21 protein-coding genes are annotated in these 22,464 nt (G+C 61.4%); 12 read left to right on the top strand and 9 right to left on the bottom strand.

Annotated elements, in window-relative coordinates; translation table 11 throughout:
• Nucleotides 1-131: 131 nt before the first annotated feature.
• Genes HXS66_RS12860 through HXS66_RS12845 form a run of 4 tightly spaced genes read left to right on the top strand, consistent with a single transcriptional unit; the run spans nt 132 to nt 5,024 of the window.
• Nucleotides 132-1,673 carry an ABC transporter substrate-binding protein gene (locus HXS66_RS12860; protein ID WP_176503708.1) on the top strand — a complete coding sequence of 514 codons (1,542 nt, stop codon included), beginning with the start codon at nt 132-134 and terminating at the stop codon, nt 1,671-1,673.
• Entirely contained in the window at nt 1,670-2,596 is a 927-nt protein-coding gene (locus HXS66_RS12855) for an ABC transporter permease (RefSeq protein WP_054556011.1), read from the top strand. Before HXS66_RS12860 ends, HXS66_RS12855 begins: the two co-directional genes overlap by 4 nt.
• Entirely contained in the window at nt 2,593-3,510 is a 918-nt protein-coding gene (locus tag HXS66_RS12850) for an ABC transporter permease (protein WP_176503707.1), read from the top strand. The genes HXS66_RS12855 and HXS66_RS12850 overlap by 4 nt, the downstream gene beginning before the upstream one ends.
• On the top strand, nt 3,507-5,024 hold the full coding sequence (locus tag HXS66_RS12845; RefSeq protein WP_255303243.1) for an ABC transporter ATP-binding protein: 1,518 nt from the start codon (nt 3,507-3,509) through the stop codon (nt 5,022-5,024). Before HXS66_RS12850 ends, HXS66_RS12845 begins: the two co-directional genes overlap by 4 nt.
• Nucleotides 5,025-5,187: 163 nt before the next feature.
• On the opposite strand, the gene HXS66_RS12840 is transcribed toward HXS66_RS12845, so the two are convergent.
• Both HXS66_RS12840 and rhtA read right to left on the bottom strand, forming a co-directional pair.
• Entirely contained in the window at nt 5,188-5,727 is a 540-nt protein-coding gene (locus tag HXS66_RS12840; RefSeq protein WP_254696469.1) for a TspO/MBR family protein, read from the bottom strand.
• Between the two features lie 89 nt (nt 5,728-5,816).
• The gene (gene rhtA / locus HXS66_RS12835; protein ID WP_136937920.1) at nt 5,817-6,710 is read right to left on the bottom strand and encodes a threonine/homoserine exporter RhtA; all 894 of its coding nucleotides are present in this window, start codon (nt 6,708-6,710) and stop codon (nt 5,817-5,819) included.
• Between the two features lie 145 nt (nt 6,711-6,855).
• Between rhtA and HXS66_RS12830 the strand changes: the two genes are divergently transcribed.
• Both HXS66_RS12830 and HXS66_RS12825 read left to right on the top strand, forming a co-directional pair.
• On the top strand, nt 6,856-7,428 hold the full coding sequence (locus tag HXS66_RS12830) for a helix-turn-helix domain-containing protein (protein ID WP_077376906.1): 573 nt from the start codon (nt 6,856-6,858) through the stop codon (nt 7,426-7,428).
• Between the two features lie 102 nt (nt 7,429-7,530).
• Nucleotides 7,531-8,568: a hypothetical protein gene (locus HXS66_RS12825; protein ID WP_084208803.1), complete on the top strand. Its 1,038-nt coding sequence runs from the start codon at nt 7,531-7,533 to the stop codon at nt 8,566-8,568.
• A gap of 284 nt (nt 8,569-8,852) precedes the next feature.
• On the opposite strand, the gene HXS66_RS12820 is transcribed toward HXS66_RS12825, so the two are convergent.
• From HXS66_RS12820 to HXS66_RS12810, 3 genes are all read right to left on the bottom strand, one after another.
• A complete protein-coding gene (locus HXS66_RS12820; RefSeq protein WP_255303242.1) occupies nt 8,853-9,302 on the bottom strand; it encodes a DUF3455 domain-containing protein in 450 nt (149 codons plus the stop codon).
• 424 nt (nt 9,303-9,726) lie between these two features.
• On the bottom strand, nt 9,727-10,266 hold the full coding sequence (locus tag HXS66_RS12815; protein WP_176503706.1) for a redoxin domain-containing protein: 540 nt from the start codon (nt 10,264-10,266) through the stop codon (nt 9,727-9,729).
• A 183-nt stretch (nt 10,267-10,449) separates the two neighbouring features.
• Complete coding sequence (locus HXS66_RS12810) at nt 10,450-11,019, bottom strand: manganese efflux pump MntP family protein (RefSeq protein ID WP_077376891.1); 570 nt, start codon at nt 11,017-11,019, stop codon at nt 10,450-10,452.
• Nucleotides 11,020-11,390: 371 nt separating this feature from the next.
• Here HXS66_RS12810 and yghU point away from each other — a divergent pair, with 371 nt between their 5' ends.
• Nucleotides 11,391-12,254 carry a glutathione-dependent disulfide-bond oxidoreductase gene (gene yghU, locus HXS66_RS12805; RefSeq protein ID WP_077376888.1) on the top strand — a complete coding sequence of 288 codons (864 nt, stop codon included), beginning with the start codon at nt 11,391-11,393 and terminating at the stop codon, nt 12,252-12,254.
• A 214-nt stretch (nt 12,255-12,468) separates the two neighbouring features.
• Here the strand turns inward: yghU and HXS66_RS12800 are convergent, their stop codons facing one another.
• Both HXS66_RS12800 and HXS66_RS12795 read right to left on the bottom strand, forming a co-directional pair.
• A complete protein-coding gene (locus HXS66_RS12800; protein WP_218015180.1) occupies nt 12,469-12,813 on the bottom strand; it encodes a hypothetical protein in 345 nt (114 codons plus the stop codon).
• A 74-nt stretch (nt 12,814-12,887) separates the two neighbouring features.
• A complete protein-coding gene (locus HXS66_RS12795) occupies nt 12,888-13,502 on the bottom strand; it encodes a TetR/AcrR family transcriptional regulator (protein ID WP_255303241.1) in 615 nt (204 codons plus the stop codon).
• A gap of 293 nt (nt 13,503-13,795) precedes the next feature.
• On the opposite strand from HXS66_RS12795, the gene HXS66_RS12790 reads away from it, so the two are divergent.
• From HXS66_RS12790 to HXS66_RS12780, 3 genes are all read left to right on the top strand, one after another.
• Nucleotides 13,796-15,991: a TonB-dependent siderophore receptor gene (locus HXS66_RS12790; protein ID WP_255303240.1), complete on the top strand. Its 2,196-nt coding sequence runs from the start codon at nt 13,796-13,798 to the stop codon at nt 15,989-15,991.
• 226 nt (nt 15,992-16,217) lie between these two features.
• Nucleotides 16,218-17,120 (top strand): LysR family transcriptional regulator, encoded by a 903-nt coding sequence (locus HXS66_RS12785; protein WP_176503705.1) that lies wholly within the window; start codon nt 16,218-16,220, stop codon nt 17,118-17,120.
• 220 nt (nt 17,121-17,340) lie between these two features.
• Nucleotides 17,341-17,991: an HD-GYP domain-containing protein gene (locus HXS66_RS12780; protein WP_176503704.1), complete on the top strand. Its 651-nt coding sequence runs from the start codon at nt 17,341-17,343 to the stop codon at nt 17,989-17,991.
• Nucleotides 17,992-18,083: 92 nt separating this feature from the next.
• Here HXS66_RS12780 and HXS66_RS12775 read toward each other — a convergent pair whose 3' ends face one another.
• Nucleotides 18,084-18,953 carry a DUF1989 domain-containing protein gene (locus HXS66_RS12775; RefSeq protein WP_176503703.1) on the bottom strand — a complete coding sequence of 290 codons (870 nt, stop codon included), beginning with the start codon at nt 18,951-18,953 and terminating at the stop codon, nt 18,084-18,086.
• Between the two features lie 161 nt (nt 18,954-19,114).
• Complete coding sequence (gene putP / locus HXS66_RS12770; RefSeq protein ID WP_176503702.1) at nt 19,115-20,599, bottom strand: sodium/proline symporter PutP; 1,485 nt, start codon at nt 20,597-20,599, stop codon at nt 19,115-19,117.
• Between the two features lie 316 nt (nt 20,600-20,915).
• Between putP and HXS66_RS12765 the strand changes: the two genes are divergently transcribed.
• Both HXS66_RS12765 and HXS66_RS12760 read left to right on the top strand, forming a co-directional pair.
• Nucleotides 20,916-21,848 (top strand): LysR substrate-binding domain-containing protein, encoded by a 933-nt coding sequence (locus HXS66_RS12765; protein WP_176503701.1) that lies wholly within the window; start codon nt 20,916-20,918, stop codon nt 21,846-21,848.
• 383 nt (nt 21,849-22,231) lie between these two features.
• Complete coding sequence (locus tag HXS66_RS12760) at nt 22,232-22,459, top strand: hypothetical protein (RefSeq protein WP_176503700.1); 228 nt, start codon at nt 22,232-22,234, stop codon at nt 22,457-22,459.
• The last annotated feature ends 5 nt before the right edge of the window (nt 22,460-22,464 follow it).

Here is a 22,464-nt window from a genome sequence, read left to right as displayed (position 1 = left end):
ACGCTGAACGGCGATGGTACAAGTCGCTTTTCCGCTCTCTGACAGCTCCCGTGTCGGCTGATCTTTCCCGATCTGCAAGGCATTCCCGGCCCGTGGGTGAGCAGATCACGTGCTGGCTGGGAATGACGCTCATGATGCTCGGTCTTGGCATGCCTCAGGCCGTCAAGGCATCCGCTCAGTCTTCGGGCGATGAGCAGGCGACGTCGCGTCGTCTGGAGATCGTCGCGCCCTTTGACATCAAGGGGGCGGACCCGCTGCTCAGCGGTATCCTTTTCCAGCGCATGCAGGTCGTCGAGACATTGGTCGAGGTGGATGCCACGGGAGAGCTTCAGCCGGGGTTGGCGATCGATTGGAAGGTCTCGGATGACGGCCTGGAGTGGCGCTTCACGCTGCGCTCCGGCGTGCAGTTCCATGATGGCAGCCGTCTGGATGCCGAAGTCGCGCGTCAGGTACTCGAGATCGCCCGTGCCAAGCCGGGCATCTTGAAGTCAGTGCCAATCGAGCGGATCGTCGCCGCAGATGACCATACGCTGGTGATTGCCCTCAGCGAGCCCTTCGCCGCGTTGCCCGCCTATCTGGCCGATTATCGCCAGCAGATTCTGGCACCGGCGTCCTTCGATGAGTCAGGCACTGCCCAGCAGGTCATCGGCACCGGCCCCTATCGCATGCTGCGCATGACGCCGCCGCTGAGCCTGGAAGTCGTCGCCTTCGAGGATTACTGGGGCCCGCAGCCCGAGGTGCGTCAGGCGCGCTATCAGGCGGTCAGTCGCGCGGAGGGCAGGGCATTGATCGCCGAGAGCGGAGATGCCGACTTCACCTACGGGCTGGACCCCGCCAGTCGTCAGCGTCTCTCTAAGTCACCGCGCGTGACCCTGGCGGCGGCCGCGACGCCGCGCACGATGCTGTTGAAGGTCAACGCCAATCATCCGGCCTTCCAGGACCCTGATGTGCGGCGTGCCTTGAGCCTGGCGATCGATCGTACCGCCATCGCGCAGGTGGTGCTGCGCTATCCGCGCGGGGCCAGCCAGCTGTTTCCGCCGATGGTGGAAGGCTGGCATGACCCCGCGCTGCCCGAACTCCATCAGGATGTCTCTGAGGCGCGTGCATTGCTGGACGCCGCTGGCTGGAAGGTCGCGGAGGATGGCGTTCGTCAAAAGGATGGTCAGCGCCTCGCGATCAGCTTGATCACCTTTTCGGATCGTCCGGAGCTGCCATTGGTGGCCACGGTGCTGGAGCGTCAGTTCCACGCCATCGGCATCCAGACACGTCTGGATATCACCAACTTCTCGGCAATTCCGGCCGGTCATCATGACGGCAGCCTCGACATGGCGCTGTTCGCGCGCAATCTGGCCATGGTGCCGGACCCCATCGGCAACGTGCTGAGCGATTACGCGGGAACGCCTGAAGCCCCCGGTGGCGACTGGGGCGCGATGGGCTGGTTCGATGCGGACTTCACCGCAGAGCTTGAGCGCATGGCACGCGAGGGCTACGGGCCTACGCCCGCAGGGGAGAACCCGCGCGCCCAAGCCAGTGGCGTGATCCAGCAGGCATTACCCGTGATCCCCATCGCCTGGTACTACCAGAACCTGGCGATCTCCAATCGACTGCAACGCGCTCAGGTTGACCCCTGGGAGCGTAGTTTCGGCCTTTCAGCATTGCGGTGGGCACAATGAATCTCCCTTCACGTCTGTTGCAGCTATTGATGGTGGTGCTGATGGTCGGCGGCGCCAGCTATCTGATGATGCAGAGTTTGCCCGGCGATGCCGCCTGGCGCATCGCGGCCGGTCGCTATGGTTATGACGCGCTGGATGCGGCCGCTGCGGCCTCGGTACGCGCCGAACTGGGTCTCGAGGCACAGGGCGGCTTGCACTTCCTTTACTGGCTGGGCGATATCCTGCGCCTGGAGCTGGGCACCTCGCTGATTTCCGGGGAATCGGTGTGGGTGGAGATTCGTCATCAGCTGGGCAACTCCCTGTCGCTCGCCGGCGCGGCATTGGGCATCTCGCTGTTGATCGGCCCGCCGCTGGGGCTGCTGGCCGGTCTGCGTGCCGGTGGCTGGCTGGACCGAAGCCTGCTGGCCGTCTGCAGTCTGCTGCGCGCCACGCCGCAATTCTTGCTGGCACTGGTGCTGATCCTGCTGATCTCCGTGGAGATGGGCCTGCTGCCGGCCGCCGGTCACGGTGAGCCGCAGCACTTCATCCTGCCGGCGATGACGCTGGCGCTCGGGCTGGCAGCCGTATCGGCACGCCTGGCACGCGATGCCATGGCCGCCGTCACCCAGACAGCCTTCCATGATTTCGCGCGCTGGAAGGGCCTCAGCAACGCCCAGACCTTCTGGCGTCACGGCCTGCGCCATGTGGCCTTGCCGCTGGTGACCTACCTGGGGCTGCAGTTCGTGACCCTGGTGGAAGGGGTGGTGGTGATCGAGAGCATCTTCGGCTGGCCGGGCATCGGCCATGCGCTGGTGCACGCCATCTTCTCGCGCGATGTGCCGATGGTGCAGGGCACCGCCCTGGTGCTGGGCGTCGGCTTTGTCTTGATCAATCTGCTGGTCGATCTGCTGGGTCGCCAACTGGACCCACGGGGTGTGAAATGAATCAGGTGGTGGAAGGGCTTGCGCCGCAGCGCGTGGACGCCGTGCGTCGTCCACGTCTTGACTGGCCATTGCGTCGGGTGATCGGGGCCGCAATTGTCGCGAGTCTCGTGCTGCTGGCTCTGCTGGGCAATCTGGTGATACCGGGGGACCCGCTGGAACAGCATCTCTATCGTGCGCTGCAGGGCGCGGACGCCGTCGGTGTCTCTGATGCCGGTGAGGTGATCACCAGCGCCCCGCTGGGCTATGACCATCTGGGGCGCTCCCTGTATCACCGCCTGGTGGCGGCGCTCGGGCTGTCGCTGTCCATCGCTGCGGGGGCGGTGATTCTGGCGGCGTTTTCAGGCATCTCGCTGGGCCTGCTGGCCGCGGGACGCGGTGGCTGGGCCGAGCGCCTGTTGAGCCTGGTGGCAGATAGCCTGCTGGCATTGCCGGGGCTGCTGCTGGTGCTGATGGTCAGCGTCATCCTGCCGTCGACGCCGCTGGCATTGTGGCTGGGCCTGTCGCTGGTGTTGTGGGTGGAATTCTTCCGCCTGGCACGTGCCACCGGTCGCAGCGTGCTGGCGAGTCCCGGCGTCGAGGCCAGCCGTCTGCTGGGCTTCGGGGCCTGGTACCGTTTTCGTCATCACCTGTGGCCGGAAATGGCCCCCGTGATGATGACGGCGATGGCCTTCGGCATGGCCAACGCCCTGATGGCGATTGCCGCGCTGGGCTTCGTGCACGTCGGCATTCCGGAGCCCACGCCGGAGCTGGGCACCATGATGGTCGAGCTGTTGCCGTATTGGCGTGAAGCGCCGTTCGCGCTGCTGACGCCGGTGCTGGTCACCTTCCTGCTGTTGCTGGGGCTGTTGCTGATGTCCGGCAGCAAGGCCAGAACGTCAACCGCCGCTGAGACCCTCGAAGGAGCGCGCCCATGAATGTCGCGACGATGACCATGCCTGCCTCTCACACGCGGCATGGGGCAACGGCGGATGATGTGGTGCTGAGTGCCGAGGATGTTAGCGTGCGGGTCCGCGGCGTGCAGGCGGCGCTGCTGGCGCCTGTCTCGCTTGCGCTCAAGCCGGGAGAGCCGCTGGTGGTGATCGGCGAGACAGGCTCCGGCAAGAGCCTGCTGGCTCAGGCTCTGCTGGGCACGCTGCCCCGGGAGCTTGTGGCCTCCGGCAGCCTGTGGCTCGACGGCGAGTCATATCCTCTGCACACGCCAGAGAATCGTCGCCCGCTCTGGGGTCGCCGTATGGCGGTATTGCCCCAGGAGCCCTGGCTGGCGCTGGACCCGCTGATGAAGGTGATTCGTCAGGTCAGTGAGGCATATCGTCTGGTCGCGAGGCGTTCGGCGCAGGCCTCTCATGCGGCCGCGCGCAGTGATCTGGAGCAGCTTGGCGTCGCTGCCGCCGGCGAGCAGCTGCCGGGCAAGCTGTCCGGTGGCATGGCGCAACGTGTGGCCTTCGCGGCCGCCCGCGCCGGCGGCGCGCCGCTGTTGATCGCCGACGAGCCGACCAAGGGGCTGGACGCCGCCCGCGTCAGCGAGATCGGCGAGCTGCTGCTCAAGTCACTGGCCGAGACACCGCGTGCCGGCTTGATGGTCATCACCCATGACATGGCGCTGGCGCACCAGATCGGCGGCCGCCTGATGGTAGTACGCAAGGGCGAAGTGATCGAGCAGGGCGCGACCCGTGACGTGCTGGCCGCGCCGACACATGCCTATACCCAGCGCCTGGTGAATGCCGCGCCGCAGGCCTGGCCGGAGGCCGCCTTCAAGCCGGCAGCGGACAGTGCAAGCCGTGATGGCAAGGCGGCAGGCGAGACCATCATTCACGCCGAGACTCTGACCATCGCGCGCGGGGGCACCGCGCTGCTGCATGACGTGGAGCTCAGCGTGAAGGGCGGTGAGATCATCGGTGTCCAGGGCGCGTCAGGTTGTGGCAAGTCATCGCTGGGGGATGCGCTGCTCGGCCTGCTGGCTCCGTATTCAGGGAAAGTGGTGCGCAGCGCCGAGATGCTTGAGTATCAGAAGCTCTATCAGGACCCCGTGGCGACCTTCCCGCCACGCCGGACACTGGGCCGTCTGCTGAAGGATCTCAGCGCACGCCATCGTCTCGATGACAGCCAGCTTGCGCAGCTGATGGCGCAACTGAGCCTGGCGCCGGAATTGCTCTCGCGTCTGCCGGGACAGGTCTCGGGTGGCGAGCTGCAGCGTTTCGCGCTGTTGCGTCTGATGCTGATCAAGCCGCGCTTCGTGTTCGCCGATGAGCCAACCTCACGCCTCGACCCGCTGGTCCAGCAGGAGGTGATCGCCTGCATGGTGAAGATGGTGCGGGAGCAGGGTACGGCGCTGGTGCTGGTCAGTCATGATGCGGCGCTGCTGCGCAAGGTCGCGGATCGCGTGCTGGTGGTGGAGGAAGGTCGCTTGAAGGCGCGTCAGCAGCTCTGATCACTCATCAGAGCCCATGGCGGCAGGGTCGCGACAGCAAGAGGACGATTCAAAAGACAGTGCTTCATACGCCAACGCCCGGCCGAGACTCCTGCAGAGTGTCGGCCGGGCGTTGGCGTATCTGGTGTGTTCGTCAGGGCGAGAGGCTCACGGTGCGCAGCGCTCAGCTCCCCAGCAAGGCGGGATTGGCTTGCCAGACGGACCAGGTCAGGGCACTGGCCAGCGTCACCCATGCCAGGTAGGGCAGCATCAACAGTCCGGCGAAGCGATTGATGCGCCAGAAGGTGAACAGGGTGACGGCGATCAGCGTCCACAGCACCAGCACATCGATGAAGGCCGCCTGACCGAGATGCCAGGCAAAGAACAGCCAGCTCCACAGGGCATTGACGATCAGTTGCACCACGAAGAGTCCGAGCGCCAGACGATGGCGCGAGCGGAAACCGTTGCTGGCATGCAGACCGTCGCGCGCGACCCGCCAGGCGGCGAGTGCCATCATCACGAAGAGCGCCGTCCAGACTGGTCCGAAGGCGCCTGCCGGAGGTGCCCAGGCGGGCTGGGTGAGGCTTGCGTAGAAGGCCTTGGCATCTACCGAAGCAAGTGCACCGATGGCGGCAGTGAGAAAGCTCAGCCCGAACCAGATTCCCATCTGCACGGTGGCGCGCAGGGCGGTGGGGGGTGAGGACGGTGAACGCTGCAAGGTCATCGGCTGCCTCCTGCTTTCATGGGACGTGATGAAGGAAAGAACGATATACCACGCTGGGCCATGAGAAACGACCATGACTCACACGTTGTTCAGTCCGGTATCGGGGCGTCGAAGACGTCCGTGCGGCGACCGGTCAGCGTCGTGCCAACCGAGGCGGTGATCACCAGTCCAATGGCAAGCCATTGAAGTAGGCCCAGTGTCTGGCCGAGGAACAGTAGCCCGGACAGCGCCGCCACGGCCGGCTCCAGACTCATCAGGGTGCCGAAGGTATGAGTGGGCAGGCGCGGTAGAGCGATCATCTCGAGCGTATAGGGCAGGGCGGTCGAGAGCACGGCGACGGCCAAGGCCAGCGGCAATATCTCGAGTGAGAACATGGCGCTGCCCGCCTCCATCACGCCGATGGGTGCGACCACCACCGCCGCGATCGTGATGCCCAACGCAGCACTCTGAGTACCGTTGCCTGCCCCGGCCTTCTGGCCGAACAGGATGTAGAGCGCCCAGCACACGCCGGCGCCGAGGGCGAAAGCGGCTCCGACGGGGTCGATCGGCGCGGCGGTGTCCTCACCCAGCAACAACAGCAGTACCAGTCCGATGATGGCCAGCGCGACCCAGCCCAGGTCGAGCCAACGACGCGAGCTCAACAATGCCACGGCCAGCGGGCCGGTGAATTCGAGTGCCACGGCGATACCCAGCGGCACCGTCTTGAGGGCCTGGTAGAACAGCAGGTTCATCACGCCCAGCGCCACGCCATAGAGGGTGATGGACTTCCAGGCCTTGCGTGTCACTGCCTTGCGCCATGGGCGCAGAATGGCCAGCAGCAGAACGGAGGCGATGATCAGACGAATCGCCGTCGCGCCAGCGGCACCGATCATCGGGAACAGGGAAGTGGCCAGCGAAGCACCGCTCTGGATCGAGCACATGGCGACCAGCAGCATGGCGACGGGCCACAGACGAGAAGAGGAGGCTGCGACAGCAACGGACATGGGGGTCTCCTTGAGTGATCCAGTGGGTGATGGGCATGGTCAGTCAGCAACACATGCGGCATGATTCGTGGACAATGAGGTAGCAAGGGAGGAGGCGGGCCGGGCGTTATGCCCCCACTTCCTCGTCGTCGGCAAGATTGTACGGATGCGCATTATATTGCACAACGAAAATCAGAGACCTGATGTACTGGTTCACGTCGCGGCCAACGTCCGTCGCCTGCGGCTGGCGGCCGAGCTGAGCCAGCAGGCACTCGCGGATCAGGCCGAGATCAGTCGGCGGATGCTGGTGAACATCGAGAAGGGTGACGTCAATGTGAGCCTCGGCACGCTCGACAAGCTCGCCGAGGCGCTCGGGGTGCTCTTCTACGCGCTGGTGCAGCCGCCGGAAAGCGAGGATTCAGCACGTATCAATGAGGTGGCCTGGGTCGGGAAGGCACCTGAGAGCCGAGCCGTACTGCTGGCCAGCAAGCCGGCCACACAGGAAGTCGAGTTATGGAGCTGGACTCTGGCCCCCGGCGAGCGTTACGACTCCGCCCCGGATGATGCCGGCTGGCACGAGATGCTGGTGGTCACCCAGGGAGAGCTGACATTGACGCTGGAACGCGAGGACATCGTCATTCGCGCCGGCGATTTTCATGTCTATCCCAGTGACCAGGCTTATGCCTACCGCAACACCGGCACTGACATGCTGCGCTTCATTCGCAATGTGATGCATTGATTGCTGCCGGGCCATGGCCTCTCAAGCTTGCAGTATTCGACCCGAACTCAATCCAGCCTGGCCTGTCCCATTGTCATGATGTTTCGTTTCGAGGAGCAACGGATGGCGAAGGTACGTATCACGCAACAGGGCACGATCCATTGTTTTCCGGCAGGCTTGAAGGATGAGGATGGCAAGCTGGTGAATGCCGAGATTTCCGCCGTGGCCTATGACGGTGAGCGGTTGTTAATGGCGAGTGACAAGCCGATTCCGGGCGAGGGGCGTTCAGCCGTCTTTTCATTGCCGTTGGATTCCAGCGGGCCGGATGATAGCCAGCTTGAGTATCTGACCACCCCGCTGATTCGTCAGGCGGTCAAGTATGAAGACTTCGCGCTGACCACCGATGGGCGTCACATGTTGGCGACTACCGGGTTTGATCGCATCGACAGCGAGAGCCATGCCCTGAATGCCTACAACCACCTGTTGATCTGGCCGCTGGGCGAACCCGACAAGGTACAGGTGGTCGACCCGGACCCACGTGATGGGGTCGAGGGCTCACTGGAATTTCGTCAGAAGCTGGAAGCGGCCATTGGCCAGCCGTACTACAAGATCGAAGGTCTGGCGGTCGTGCCGAGTGACAGGGGCGATGGTCTGATCCTGTTCGGGGTGCGGGAACAAGGCAATTCGCATGATGATTTCGCGTATGTGCGTCGGGTCATCGGGGCGCGTTATGCCATGACCGACAGCGACAACATCGAGTTCATTGAGGAGCTTCACGACGTCTATGCCTTCGACCCGGCCGAGTATGACGGCGTGGATCACGAGTGTGGTCTTTCTAGCCTGGAATATGACCCCTATCACGCACGCCTCTATCTGGTGACCAGCTTCGAGACCGAGCAGGGCAGTGAGGAGGTGATCGGGGGATATCTGTGGGTGCTGTCGCTGGCGGACTTCCACGCCGGGAAACCTCCGACGCTGGTGACGCATGAGGATGGCCGTGTGCTGGAGTTCGAGCACAAGGCAGAAGGGCTTGCGGTACTGGATCGCGAACGGCTCTTCGTGGTCTATGACAATGATCGCAACCACGAGCTGGGCAGTGTGGATGAACGCGACGAGCGCCATTCCTGTGAAGCGCCCTATACGATGCTGGCGCTGGTCTGACGGCAGCTCGCCGGCTCAGAAGCTTTCTCACTGCCCGGGAGAATCAGACTCATGGCTTTTGCACTTGAATGGCAGACTGTCTGTCTTCGCCATGGCGCCGTTGTCGCCAGACGGGACTGATCAAAAAATCCAGCCGGAATCATCCATCTCCTGTCGGGATTGATGACGACAAAGCCCCGACATGCTTCTGCATGTCGGGGCTTTTCATGATCTCACCTTCCCTGTGTCAATGCGCTCTGTCACACGACATCGAGTGGTGAATCTTCTTTATCTCTGGCTCAAGATTACATGGCCTTGTAGAACAGATAATCGGCTTGGTACATCACGATTTCGACCTTGTCCTTGTGGGCATCATCACAGGCCATGTCAGGAGCGGCACCGCCCTGGGTATTGAGGCGCTGCACATAGGTGACGCCCTGCATATGCCCTTCACCTTCGGCCGGATTGGCCTCGACCAGCTGCAGCGGAATATTGCCCTTGCCGTTGGGCTCTACCGCCAGCTGTGTGCCGGTGATCTTGGAGCCATCCATGGATTCCCAGGTGGCGGGCGGACCATAGTATTTGCCGACCTGCTTGCCATCAGCATCATTCAGCGCAGCATCCGGCCCCTTGAAGACCCAGCCCATGGTGCCATCATCCTTTGCTTCACAGGCCCATTTGATCTTGCCGACGCCAACGGTTTCCATGGCGACGTCATTGCCTTTCGGCACCGTGACGCTTTCGGGAATTTCCATGGCTTGAGCCATCGGGCTCATTGCGAGGGCAGCGAAAATACCAGAGATACAGGCGATTGTTTTCATCTTGACGACTCCGTAGACAGATAAGGTTCAGCTAGCGGTTGCAGGTGTGTCGTTGTCTCCCTTGCACTGCTCATAACGCTGGCCTTTCCCGTCTGGATGTCACGGGATCAAGATTTTTTCGTGCTTTCTATTCGAGGTGCGTTTCTGGCTTGTCAGGCGGAGTGAGGCAAGGACAGATTGAGGTAAGAGCGGGATGATCAAAGAAGGGAGGGTAAGGAGAGAGTGGCGAAAGGAAGCCGAAAGAAAGAGGAAAGAGTGATGAACGATACAGGGCAGGTTTGAAGGCCCTGATACAAAGCCGCCCCGCAGCACCAAGGCTGCGGGGCGGCTTTCCTGCGCGACCGGAACCCTGAAAGGTTCAGCCGTAATTGCGGGTGCCGCGAATCGGGTAGTGGTTGTCCGGCTTGCGGATGAACTCGATACCCCCGATGAGCGTGTCCAGGCCAGGACGTACGAAGGGCGCATTGGCGACTTCTTCGATCTGGACCTTGCCTTCGCCATTGACGATGAAGAAGGCCGGCTCCGGGAAATCGTGATCGGTTTCCTTCTCGCTGCGTGGCGTGGAGATGAACAGCCCCAGCGTTTCCATCTGCTCTACCGTCAGGCCACCGGCAATCGGGAAATTGAGATCCAGAGATTCGAGGTGCTCGTTCAGCTGCTGCTGGCTGTCGGCAGAGACGGCGACGAGATCCACGCCTTGTGCGCTGAAGCGCTCACGATATTCCGTCAGCTTGTTGAGGAACTTGGTGCAGATCGGGCAATGCTTGCCGCGATAGACGACCACCAGTTGCCAATCATGCTCGCCCTGGGGCTTGCCGAGCGTCAGGGTTTCGCCATCGTGGCGCTGGACCTGGATGGCCGGAAATTCACTACCTGGATGAAGCTTGCGTGTATACATGCAATCTGGCTCCCCTATTGGATATCAAGATGTGCGATACGCCACATGTCCCTCTTGAATGACGCCATTGTCAGGGTTTTCAAGGGACCCTTGGCGGAACGCGGAGATGCATCCATCGCCAGGGGCAGGGACTGGTCGGGCCAGAGCCCCCTTGCTGGGGGCTCTGGCCTGCTGGGGAAAGCCTTAGCCAAGATAGCCGGTGTGTTCCAGCAGGATGGTCGTGCCGATGCCGATCAACACCAGGCCACCGATGATTTCCGCGCGCTTGCCGACCATCTTGCCCAATACGCCCCCGAGCATCACACCGGTGGTGGCCATCACGAAGGTGGCGGTGCCGATCGCCAGCGCAGTGGTGATGATATTCACGCCAGCAAAGGCAAGCCCGGCACCGACGGCCATGGCATCGATGCTGGTGGAAAGGCCAGTCAGCATCAGGCGGGGCAACGATTGCGGCGTGCTGCAATCCTCATCTTCCTCGTCCTTGGAGAGCCCCTCATGAATCATGTGGAGACCGAGCAGCAACAGCAGAGCGAAGGCGATCCAGTGGTCCCACTGTTCGACGTAGACGGCCAATGAGCGACCGATCAGCCACCCGATCATGGGGGTGATGGCTTCGATGACGCCAAAGATGAGGCCGATGCGCAGGGCATCTTTCAGGGACGGCCGTCGAATGGCCGCACCCTTGCACAAGGCAGCAGCGAAGGCGTCGCAGGACATGGAAAAGGCGAGCAGGAATGTCGATAGCAAAGGCATGTGTCAGGAAGTTCCAGGCCGGTTACGAGTCAATAACAGCGAGACACCACCGGCCGGAAGCGTCTGACTGTCATTGGTCTCGCCGAACCTTGTCCTGACCGATCATGGGCATGATCTGGATAGGTGGGTCCTCGGTGCCACGGCAATGCCTGCCGACCATGTTGACAACCGAGACTCTCGTTGGGTAACGAGAGCGGGCTACTCCCCAAAAACTGGTGGCATGTTAGCAACAAACTTTCGTCGTTTCATCCCCTTGTGTCACAAGCGTCTGACCGTCATAACTGGGCTACCGAGTCAGAGCGCCACAACACCGACGTTTCTGACGCCATCGAAGTCTTGAAGCTTCAACAGGATGCCAAGGAGTCAAGGGTATGAGCGACAGCTATCAGCCACCCAAGGTCTGGACATGGGAAAGTGAAAGTGGCGGCAAGTTTGCCAGCACCAATCGGCCTATTGCCGGACCGACGCATGACCAGGAGCTGCCGGTCGGGGAGCATCCCTTCCAGCTCTACTCCATGGCGACACCGAACGGTGTGAAGGCCACCATCATGTTCGAGGAGCTGCTGGCGCTCGGACATTCCGGTGCGGAATATGATGCCTGGCCGATCCGCATCGGTGATGGCGATCAGTTCGGCAGTGACTTCGTCGCGATCAATCCCAATTCGAAGATTCCCGCGCTGATGGATAGAAGTGGCGACACGCCTGTGCGTGTCTTCGAGTCCGGTTCCATCCTGCTGCATCTTGCGGACAAGTTCGGCGCGCTCATCCCCAAGGAGCCGGCCAAGCGGGTCGAGGTCATGAACTGGCTGTTCTGGCAGATGGGCTCTGCGCCGTATCTGGGTGGAGGCTTTGGCCACTTCTATGCCTACGCCCCGGAGAAGATGGAGTATCCGATCAACCGTTTCGCGATGGAGACCAAGCGTCAATTGGACGTGCTGGATCGTCAGTTGGCTGACAATGCCTACATCGCGGGTGATGAATACAGCATCGCGGACATCGCCATCTATGCCTGGTATGGCGCGCTTGCCGAGGGCAAGCTCTATGACGCTGCCGAGTTCCTTTCCGTGCAGGACTACCCCCATGTGCAGCGCTGGGCCAAGTCGATTGCCGAGCGTCCTGCGGTCAAGCGTGGTCGCATGGTCAATCGTTTCTGGGGGGAGCCGCATGAGCAGCTGATCGAACGCCACTCGGCGAGTGACTTCGACACCAATACCGAAGACAAGCGCGCCGACTGACCCTCAAGACACAATGTCTAATGTCTTGTGAAGTTGCCGCTGTCTGGCAATGAAAAGGGCTACCCATCGGGTAGCCCTTTTGCATTCTGGCCATCAGTCCCTGAGGAAACTGACTCAGTCCTGGCAAACCTTGAGCACGACCTTGCCCACATGACCTTTCTGCTGGAAGACGGCCTGGGCAGCGACTCTGCCTTGGCAGCGCTGGTGATGGCGATCACATGAGCACCACGTGCCTTGGCGAGCTGAACGGCTGCAGAGCCGCCCCCCCTGAGGCGCCGGTGATCAACACGCGTTCCCCCTTGGCAAGCTGCGTGCGTGTCAGCAGGTTCTCGGCGGTGGAGTAGGAACATGGGAATGAGGCCAGTTCCACATCGCTCAGTGCGCTCTTGATGGGGTGTGCATGGTGTGCTGCCACCTTGGTGTATTCGGCGAAGCCGCCATCTCCCTTGGAGTACCACGCCAGGCGTGTGTTGATGTCGGTGTTGTTGACGCCAGCAGCCCCGACGCGCACCAGTACGTCGCGCGGGCCGGGAACCGGACGGGGGATGTCGTCGCGCACTTCCAGCACCTCCGGGCCGCCGTGGCCGGTCAGTTAGATACCGTGCAGGGTGCCATGGCGTGTGGATACAGCGCTCATTTGCGAGGTTCTCCCAGGAGGGTGAGGGTGGTGGAAAGTGCCGCTTCGATCGCTGTGTCGCCCAGTACCAGCCAGGCCGAGGATGCCCCTTCATGAATCAGGAACAATTCGTTGGCGAGATCTTTCCGCCGACTGCGCGTGCCAAGCCAAAGGAGGGTTTCCCGTTTGTGACGGGTGACGGCATCACTGACGTCACGGTTGTCAGGGAAGGCCGCCAACGCATTGATCGACATGCAGCCATTGGGGGCTTCGTGCTTCATCCAGTGGCCCAGTCGTCGGTAAAGATGACTGAGCGCAGCGGCGCCATCGCTGGGCACCTCGTCCTCAAGAAAGGCGAGGTAGCGCTCATGGCGATGCTGGAGGGCACCGATGACCATGCTTTCCTTGGAAGGAAAATGTCGGTAGAGGGTGCGTAGGCTCACGCCAGAGGCAGCCTTGAGCTCTGACACACTGGGTTCTGCGAAGCCACGCTGGCTGAAGAGGGCTTCCAGGCGAGCGGCGATGTCGTGCTGAATCATGGAAGGACCATCGTCGAAGATTTCAGGAAGAGCGTTTGTTCTACCTCTGCAGGGTAGAGCGTTCATTCTCCCTGTGTCAATGTCCTGCAGCATTGTCCCGCTCGTCACCCCCCTTTGATGGCTCGGCGACCCACGTGCGGTCCTCAATGAGGAACGACATCCTGTCCCCAGAGCGCAAGAGACTGCTTTCATCACGACCAATGGCGATGATTTCGGCCACCTGCTGGCTGGATTCTCGAGATAACGTTGCGACACTTTATGGTAAAGATTATCATTCGCGCTCAATTTGCTGGCGCAGGGGGCGTCAGTCATGGCCATGCTCTGTCAAATACAGGGCGAGATGTTGATTCAGCAGGACGCTGGCACATCACATAGAAGGGTTCCAGGTGCCAAGTCATTCTCGCAACCACGTCGTCAACAAGAATACCGTCAGCAAGAGCACCGTCAGCAAGAGCACCGTCAGCAAGAGCAAGGGGCCATTTTCCTGTCTGGTCTTCAGCCTCATGGCATTGCCGAGTACCACACTGGCGGCAGGTGAGTCGGCACAGGACGCCTCGGCAGTCGCAAGCTCGGTGATGGTGGTCACCGGCCAGCGGGAATCGGAAGTGGCGCCGGGCAGTTACCGTGCAGAGGCCTCAAGCCTTGCCAACAAGCAGTCGGTGGAGTTTCTCGAGCAGGCCCGCACCATCAATGTGGTGACCCGGCAGGTCATGCACGACTTCAATCTCGATGACCTGGAAGAGTCGCTGCAGCCGGTGGCTGGCATTCAGCTGGGCAATACGCTGGGGGGCACCGAGGATGGCTTCGTCAAGCGAGGCTTCGGCAGCAACAGCGATGGCTCGATGCTGATCGATGGCATCCGTCAGCCGCGCCGTACCTACACCACGGCGACGGTGGACCGCGTCGAGGTCCTCAAGGGGCCGTCATCGCTTTTCCAGGGGCAACAGAACCCCGGCGGCGTGATCAACATGGTCACCAAGCGTCCGCAGTACGAGACGCACACCGAGATCAGTGGCGAAGTCAGCTCCTTCGGCGGTGGCAATACCACCCTGGACACTACCGGTCCCATCGAGGATACCGGCCTGGCCTATCGCTTCATCCTCTCGCATGAGGATGAGGACTCCTGGCGCGAGTACGGCAATGACCGCCGCACCACCATCGCCCCGTCCTTGCGTTGGGAGGGCGAGCACAGCAGCGCCCAGATCAGCTACGAGTATCAGGACTACGAGCTGGATATCGATCGTGGCACCGTCTTCTACAACGGCAGCGCCGCCAACGTCACGCGTGGCACGCGTTTCGATGAATCCTGGAACCGCGTCTATGGCCATGACGAGTCCGTCAATGCCTGGTGGAAGCAGGAAGTCACCGACAACTGGGACATGAAGCTGACCTACGGCTGGACGCGTCGCCAGTACAGCGATGCGCGCGCCAACGTCACGAATGTCAGCGATAGCGGTGATGTGACCGTGCGCGCCGAAGAGAACCAGGGCTATGAACGCAGCGAGCACTACACGGCGCTGGACGCCATGGGTGATGTCGAGATTGCCGGGCAGCGTCACCAGCTGGTCATCGGTGCCGATTACGAGACCACCCGCGACTATCTGGATGAGCGCTATTTCGGCGACTCCGTCACGGTCTCCACCGTCACCGACGTGAATCACGGCCAGCTGGCCCAGGTGACCTCCGACGACATCAACACCTCGCGCAGCAATCGTCTCGACGAGAGTCAGGCCATCGGGGTCTATGTCAGCGACCGCTGGTATCTGAGTGACAAGTGGATTCTGGGCCTTGGCGGGCGCTACACCTGGTTTGATCAGCAGAGCGGGCAGGGCGAGGATTTCGTGTCTGACCCCGATTACAGCGATGACCTGTTCCTGCCCTCCGCGAACCTGCTGTATCGCATCGACGATGCCAGCTCTGCCTACATCAGCTACAGCGAATCCTTCGTGCCCAACGGCAGCGACAGTGACAGCGGCGAGAGCCTCGACCCTGAGCTCGGCAAGGGCTACGAGATCGGCTACAAGCGTCAGTGGAATCCGCGTCTGGCGACGTCTGTGGCGCTCTACCAGATCCGCAAGGAGAACGTCGCAGTCACTGACAATGGGGTGACTCGCACCATCGGTGAAGCCGGCTCGCAAGGCCTGGAGTTCAGCCTCGAAGGCGCCCTGACGGATCGTACTTCCTTGCTGTTCAGCTATGCCTACACCGATACCGAAGTGCTGGAGGATACCGAAGGCACCGAGGGCAATCGTCTCCCGAACGCGGCGCTCAACGCGGCCAGCCTCTATCTGGCACATGATCTGGCGATTGATCCGTCCTACGGCGAGTGGCGTGTCGGCGGTGGCGTGCGCTACGTCGGTGAGCGTGAAGGTGACGACGACAACAGCTTCTCGATGGATGCCTACACCGTGGCGGATGCCTTCGTCGGCTGGCGTCATGACTTCTTCGGTCCGGACACCGAATTCAAGCTGAATGCGAAGAATCTGTTCGATACCGCCTATTACTACGGCAGTGGCGGTGACACGCGCGTACTGGTGGGCGATCCGATGGAAATTACCCTGTCGGCCAGCGTGGGCTGGTAACACCGCTGATTGCTCTTTATGAGCTGATTGCTCTTTATGAAGAGGGGACGACAGGCAACTGTCGTGGACCAGGGGCGCTCCAATGCGCCCCTGATGCGTTGCGACGACTCGACATCGGGGCCTGACGTATCGGGTCCTGCCGCTGATTCAATCGGATTGGCTGATAGACTGACGTCTCGAGGGTCTCTGCCTTCATTCGATGTCACTACTGTCCGGAGAGCTTCACATGCTCGACTCGCTTCCCCTTGCCGATATCCGTGCCTTTGTCATGACAGCGGATCACGGCAGTTTCACCCGGGCCGCCGAGACGTTGGGCGTATCGCGTTCACAGGTGTCCAAGCAGGTCACCGCGCTGGAGAAGCTGCTGGGCGTTACTTTGATGCAGCGTTCCACTCGCTCGTTGCGGCTCACCGAGAGTGGTCATCTTCTCCACGCGCAATGTCGTAGTGCGCTGGGCGACATGGCGCAGATCGTGACGCTGGTGCGTGAAGAGCGTAACGCCATGCGCGGTCGGATTCGGCTCAACAGTGTCGGGGGCCCAATCGGCGAGCGTCTGCTGGGGCCAGCCGTTCACGCCTTCATGCAGGCCTGGCCGGAGGTCGAGATCGAACTGGATTTCAGCAGTCATCGCGTGAATCTGATTCGCGATGACTTCGATATCGCCCTGCGCATGGGTGCACTCGAGGATGCCGATTTCATTGCCCGTCCGCTGGCGACTCTGTCCTATGTGGTCGTGGCGAGTCCTGACTATCTATCGCGGCATGGCTCACCGCATACTCCCGGTGGCCTGCAGGCTCACCGCTGCCTGGTGGGCTCGGTCGCGCGCTGGAGCTTTCGCGCCCGACATGACCCGAAAAGCGAGACACAGGTGGATATCAGTGCCCAGTTGCAGTGTCGCAACGGGCATGTGCTGGTCAGTGGTGCCCTGGCCGGCAACGGCATCATTCGCGTGCCCAGACTCTACTGTGATGACGCCATCGCAAGCGGAGAGCTCAAGGAAATCCTGCAGGATTGGCAGCCGGCGGATGTGCCGTTGTCATTGATCTACCATCGTGAGCGCCATCGTCCGCTGCGTACCATGCGTCTGATCGAACATCTGGTCACCTGGTTTGATGAGCGCAATGCCTGATTGTGTGCTTCATTACCAAGTGAGTCATACTGAGTTGATTAGGAGCACGATGCTCCTGTGAATGTCGGCCTTCAGTGGGAAACCGCTGGGGATTCACGCATTGCGTGCGCGATGTGCTGGCGGCAAGTCACGGAGTTCCAGGTGGGATCAATCTGACAGGGAGTCGCTCATGAACCTGATCGCTGCATTGGCCAGTGCGTTGTCAGTCTGAATGCGCCACTTGCCGAGTTACCTTTATCAACCGCCCTACGGTGTGGGGACGCTCGCGTCGGAGGCGCTTGACCTGTTGGAACGGCTGTACCGACATGACGCTGACACCCTGGCGCATTCCTGGCGGGTGGCAGGGCTTTCGGTCTCGCTCTATGCCAGGCTGCTCGACCCGCAGGCGCGCAGGCTTTCCTTGCAGGCACTGCACCATGCGGCGCTGCTGCATGATATCGGCAAGCTCTCTATCCCTCGCGAGTTACTGCAGGCGCCACGAGCGCTGATACCAGAGGAGCGCTGCCTGATGCAGTGCCATGCGAGTGAAGGTGGCCTGCTGCTCGACACGCTAGGGGAGCCGCTGCGTACGCTGAGTATCGAGATTGCGGTAGGGCATCACGAATGCTGGGATGGCTCTGGCTACCCTGGCCAGATCATGACGAAGGCACTGCCCTTGCATTGCCGAGTGGTCGGGCTCATGGATGTCTTTGATGCATTGGCGTCTCCTCGGGCCTACAAGGCGGGATGGCCGCTGGACAGATTGATCGCCTTGTTCGTTGCCCAGGCCGGGCGTCAGTTCGATCCGCAGTTGATCGGTCGCCTCTCACCCCTCTGGAAGGAACTGCTCGCGGTGCATCATCAGTTGCTTGATCAGACACGAAGTGATTGAGCGTGGTGATGTCTCTCCGGGTCATTCAAAGGCCCCTGTCTTGAACATCGACAGGGGCCTTTGAAGTTAAGTGCCATGCGAGCAATGCGTCATCAACTGCAGCGCTCACGCTTGATGGCGGCCCAGTCAGTAGTTGGATTGCGGCGGCCATGATTGCCGGCATAGGCCGCGATCTTGGGCGACTCCCAGTCTGCGAGAACATCACCTTCCAGACGGTAGATCTCCACACCGAGCGGGTTGCAGGTCTCGAGCGGGTCACGCGCATCAGGGCCCCACAGGTCCACAGACAGATCACCGCCCGGGCAGCAGGACATCGCGCACAGCAGGTCCGTCTCGGCAAAGAACTCCAAGTAATCGCCCTTGCGAGCCGGGCAGGCCTTCATGAAGTACTTGTCTTCGTTGTTGAGGCCGGTGCACTGGAAGATGTTGAGCACATCGTGGATATCGAATTCGGTCAGGCCCCAGGGTGCCACCGCGCGCACCAGATTGGAGTGGCAGTGGTGATCGAAGTCCTCGCCGGTCAGCAGGCGATTGACGTAGGGGTCGCAGCGCGTGCCCAGCAGGTCATGCACGCGGCCGCCCTCTGCATCGACACCATAGTCGGCGAGGGTGTCATCGATGATGGTCGCCATCGGACGTAAATAGGGCAGTGTCGACCACAGGCGATCATAGGTGCTGACATGCGCGCGCTGCAGCTGGCGAGTGCGAGACGCCCACATGCGCTCACGCGGATTGTGCAGGTTCCACATGTTGAAATCGCCGACCTGTGAACCTTCGGTGATCTTGATGCGCAGCACGTGGCCCGCCGGCACTTCCCATGCCAGGCCATCGCGCAGCGGCACGGTATGGGTCGCGACCAGCGTGCGCTCGGCCTTGCCTTCGGTGAGGCTGTCGTAGAAGTCGCGATCGACGTCCAGAATCGATCCCTTGCTGGCTTGATAGGCGGCAGGTACATCACTCATGACAGGACTCCTCGTAAATCGAAATTGGGTCTGATGACCAGGCCGGACTGCCTGGAATTCGCTGCCCGGTCGGGGCTTTCGTGCACTGCCGGCAAGTGTGATGGCCGGCAGTGGCGGTATCTGCAGGGCACAGGGAAGTTTCTCGGTCCCCCTGCGCGGGGTCAGGCCTGTTCGCGGCGCCAGTGCTTCATCAGACGGTCGAAGCAGGCGCTGGCGGCAGGTTCTGCGTTCATGCGGCTGACGATGCCGACGGCGATCAGGGCGAACAGGAAGCCGGGTACGACCTCGAACATGTCGAATATCTCCAGCGGGCCGCCGCTCAGCGGCTTCCAGATCGCGACGGTAAGGGCACCGACCAGCAGGCCGGCGATGGCGCCATTGCGGGTCATGCCACGCCAGAACAGTGACAGCAGGATGACGGGACCGAAGGCGGCGCCGAAGCCACCCCAGGCGTAGGACACCAGGCCCAGGATGCTGCTGTCACGCTCGCTGCCCATCACGGTGGCGAGCAGTGCGATGCCGATCACGCTGGCACGGCTCAGCCAGACCAGCTCCTTCTGCGTCGCCTTGGGGCGAATCAAGCCACGGTAGATGTCTTCGGCGATGGCGCTGGAGCAGACCAGCAGCTGGGAATCGACGGTACTCATGATCGCGGCCAGGACGCCGGCCAGAATGAAGCCTGCCACCCAGGGGTTGAGCATGATCTGGCTCAGGGAGATGAAGACACGCTCGCTGTCCGTGAGACCGCCACCCAGCTCACCGCCGAACCAGTAGTAACCCAGCACGCCCACTGCTACCGCAGCTGCCATGGTGATGGCGGACCACAGCAGGGCGATATGACGTGACACCTTGATATCTTCACGCTTGCGCAGGGCCATGAAACGCACCACGACGTGTGGCTGGCCACAGTAGCCGATCGCCCAGCCGGCCAGCGACAGCATGCCCAGGAAGGTCACGCCTTCCATTAGACCACCGATGGGGGCGACATCCTGCGCCGCTGCCGGGGCGGCTGCGCCATCGCCGAACAGCGCCACCGCCGTCATGGCAGCCACGGCACACAGCGAGGCGGCCATCATCAGGCCCTGGATGAGGTCGGTCCACGAAGCGGCGAGGAAGCCACCGAGGAAGGTATAGCCGACGATGACCAGCGCGCCCAGCCACAGTGCGACGCGGTAATCGATGTCGAAGAGACCTTCGAACAGCACGGCACCACCGACCAGGCCCGCCGAGACATAGAAGGTGAAGAACACCAGCATGACCACGGATGACAGAGTGCGCAGTACGCGCGAGCGGTCTTCGAAACGCGCTTCCAGATAATCCGGCACCGTCAGCGCATTGCCGGCCGCTTCGGTGAACACGCGCAGTCGCTCGGCGACCAGGGTCCAGTTCAGGTAGACGCCGACCAGGGTCCATACCGCGATCCAGGCTTGCGAGAGGCCACCACTGAAGATGGCGCCGGGCAGGCCCATCAGGGCCCAGCCGCTGAGATCGGAAGCGCCGGCACTCAAGGCCGCGACGCTTGGCGGCAAGCCGCGTCCCCCGAGGATGTAATCCGACAGATTGTGGGTGATGCGATAGAAGTAGATGCCGATGCCAAGCATCAGCAGCAGATAGAGCCCGAACGACAGCAGGACAGGTAAGTTCATCCTAGGAGACCTCATGGTGACGCCGAGGCGTCTTGTTATTGTTCACCAGTGATGTCGTGTTGCAGCAGGCTTGCACGGAACAAGCCGCGGGGAGCTGGCAATAGCACTGACACCGTCACCTTAACCATGAGGTGGATTGCAGAAAACTGATCATTTTTCGTTTAACATATGACTCAATGTCATGGGTAGCCGTCATGTGCTGGTTGACGCCTTTCTTCTATCAGGGCGCTGCTCGCAAGTACTCGGCACAGCGCTTGGCACAGGCACTCGGCACCCAGTTCTGGCACCCGGCCAGGCCAGTCATCAAGGACAACCCATGCGACCCAGTCTGTCATCGCTCAATGCTTTCGAGGTCGTGTCACGCCTGGGAAGCATTACTGCGGCTGCGGATGAGCTCAACATCACCCAATCGGCAGTGAGTCACCAGATCCGCCGCCTGGAGGCCACGCTGGAGGTCAGTCTGTTGGAGCGGGCTGGACGCGGCGTGGTGCTGTCACATGCCGGGCGTCGACTGGCCGATGGCCTGCAGGCCGGCTTTGCCAGAATCGAGCAGTCGGTGGCCGAATTCGAGGTCGACCCACAAGGCGTGCATCAGCGGCGCCAGCTGCGCGTCAGCTGTCTTCCTTCAGTGGCGGTGCGCTGGCTGATCCCGCGGCTCAACAGCTTTCGCGAGCAATGCCCTGATATCGCGGTCAGCCTGCAATATGCCGGCGTCAGTGCGCGGGGACTGCTGCCGGAGGTCGATGTGATGATCACCTGGCAGGACGAACTCCCGGACAAGGCATCACAGGCGTTCCGCTTGTTCTCGGGGGCTACCCAGCCGGTGGCCAGTCCGCTGTATCTGGAGCATCACCGCCGCCCGTCCCAGCCGGCGGACCTATTGAAGCTGGAGCTGATCCACGACCAGTCGCGCCAGCCCTGGCATGACTGGTTCAACAACTGCGGGCTGTATCCCTCCCAACTCGACAAGGGCGATCTCTATCAGGACTTCAGTCTGCTGAGTGCTGCGGTGGTCGCGGGGCAGGGGGTCGCGCTGTGTCCACCACGCCTGATCCGCAAGGAGCTTGAGGACGGCACCCTGGAATGCCTGTTCGAGATGGCCGCCAACCGCCAGCGTGCCTACTGGCTGTTCCATCACCCGCAGCCTGCCAGACACGTGCAGCAATTCTGCGACTGGATGCGCGCGCAGATCGCCGCCGAGGGTGAAGCGGCCGACAGTGGAGTCATCGTCAGTCGCCGCCAGCCCTGACGGCGGACATCTCACTGCCAGTCAATGGCGCACATAACGCAAAAGCCCCGCCGGGATTCGGCGGGGCTTTCTTGTGCAGGCACTCATGTTGCGGCATGAGCCATTAGCAAAGCCATGACCTGAGCCACTACCTGGCGAGGTCGTCAGCCGTTGAGCACACCAAGCCAGGCCCACAGGCCGAGCAGGGTGGCGACAGATTGAACAGAGCGTAACTGGGTCTCTTGGTTGGCCAAGAATTACTGGTCCTATACACAACTTGACCTGTAATGGATCACTAAGTGAAGCAAGAACGTGTCAATTTCTTCAGTAAATATTTGACAATCAATATGAGAATATACGAAATTATGCATTGACGTTAAATGGCTGAAAGATGAGGTTGCATAATGAGTGAAGATAAAGCCAGAGATAGGTTTGTGCGCTTGGCAGAGTCTCGAGTTTCCAAAGCTCTCAAGGATATCAAGTTGATTGGGAATTTATCAAACAGGAATCACTACACTTATACAGAAGAAGATGTAAAGAAAATTAACCAAGCTCTCAAGAGAGCTGTAGATGATGTGAGATCAAGATTCGATAACAAGGGTGATGAAGAGAAAGAAATATTTAAACTTTGATGATG

It is taken from the genome of Cobetia sp. 5-11-6-3 (genome assembly GCF_013374055.1).
GTDB classification, from domain to species: domain Bacteria; phylum Pseudomonadota; class Gammaproteobacteria; order Pseudomonadales; family Halomonadaceae; genus Cobetia; species Cobetia marina.
This window is presented reverse-complemented; position numbering and strand designations above follow the sequence as displayed.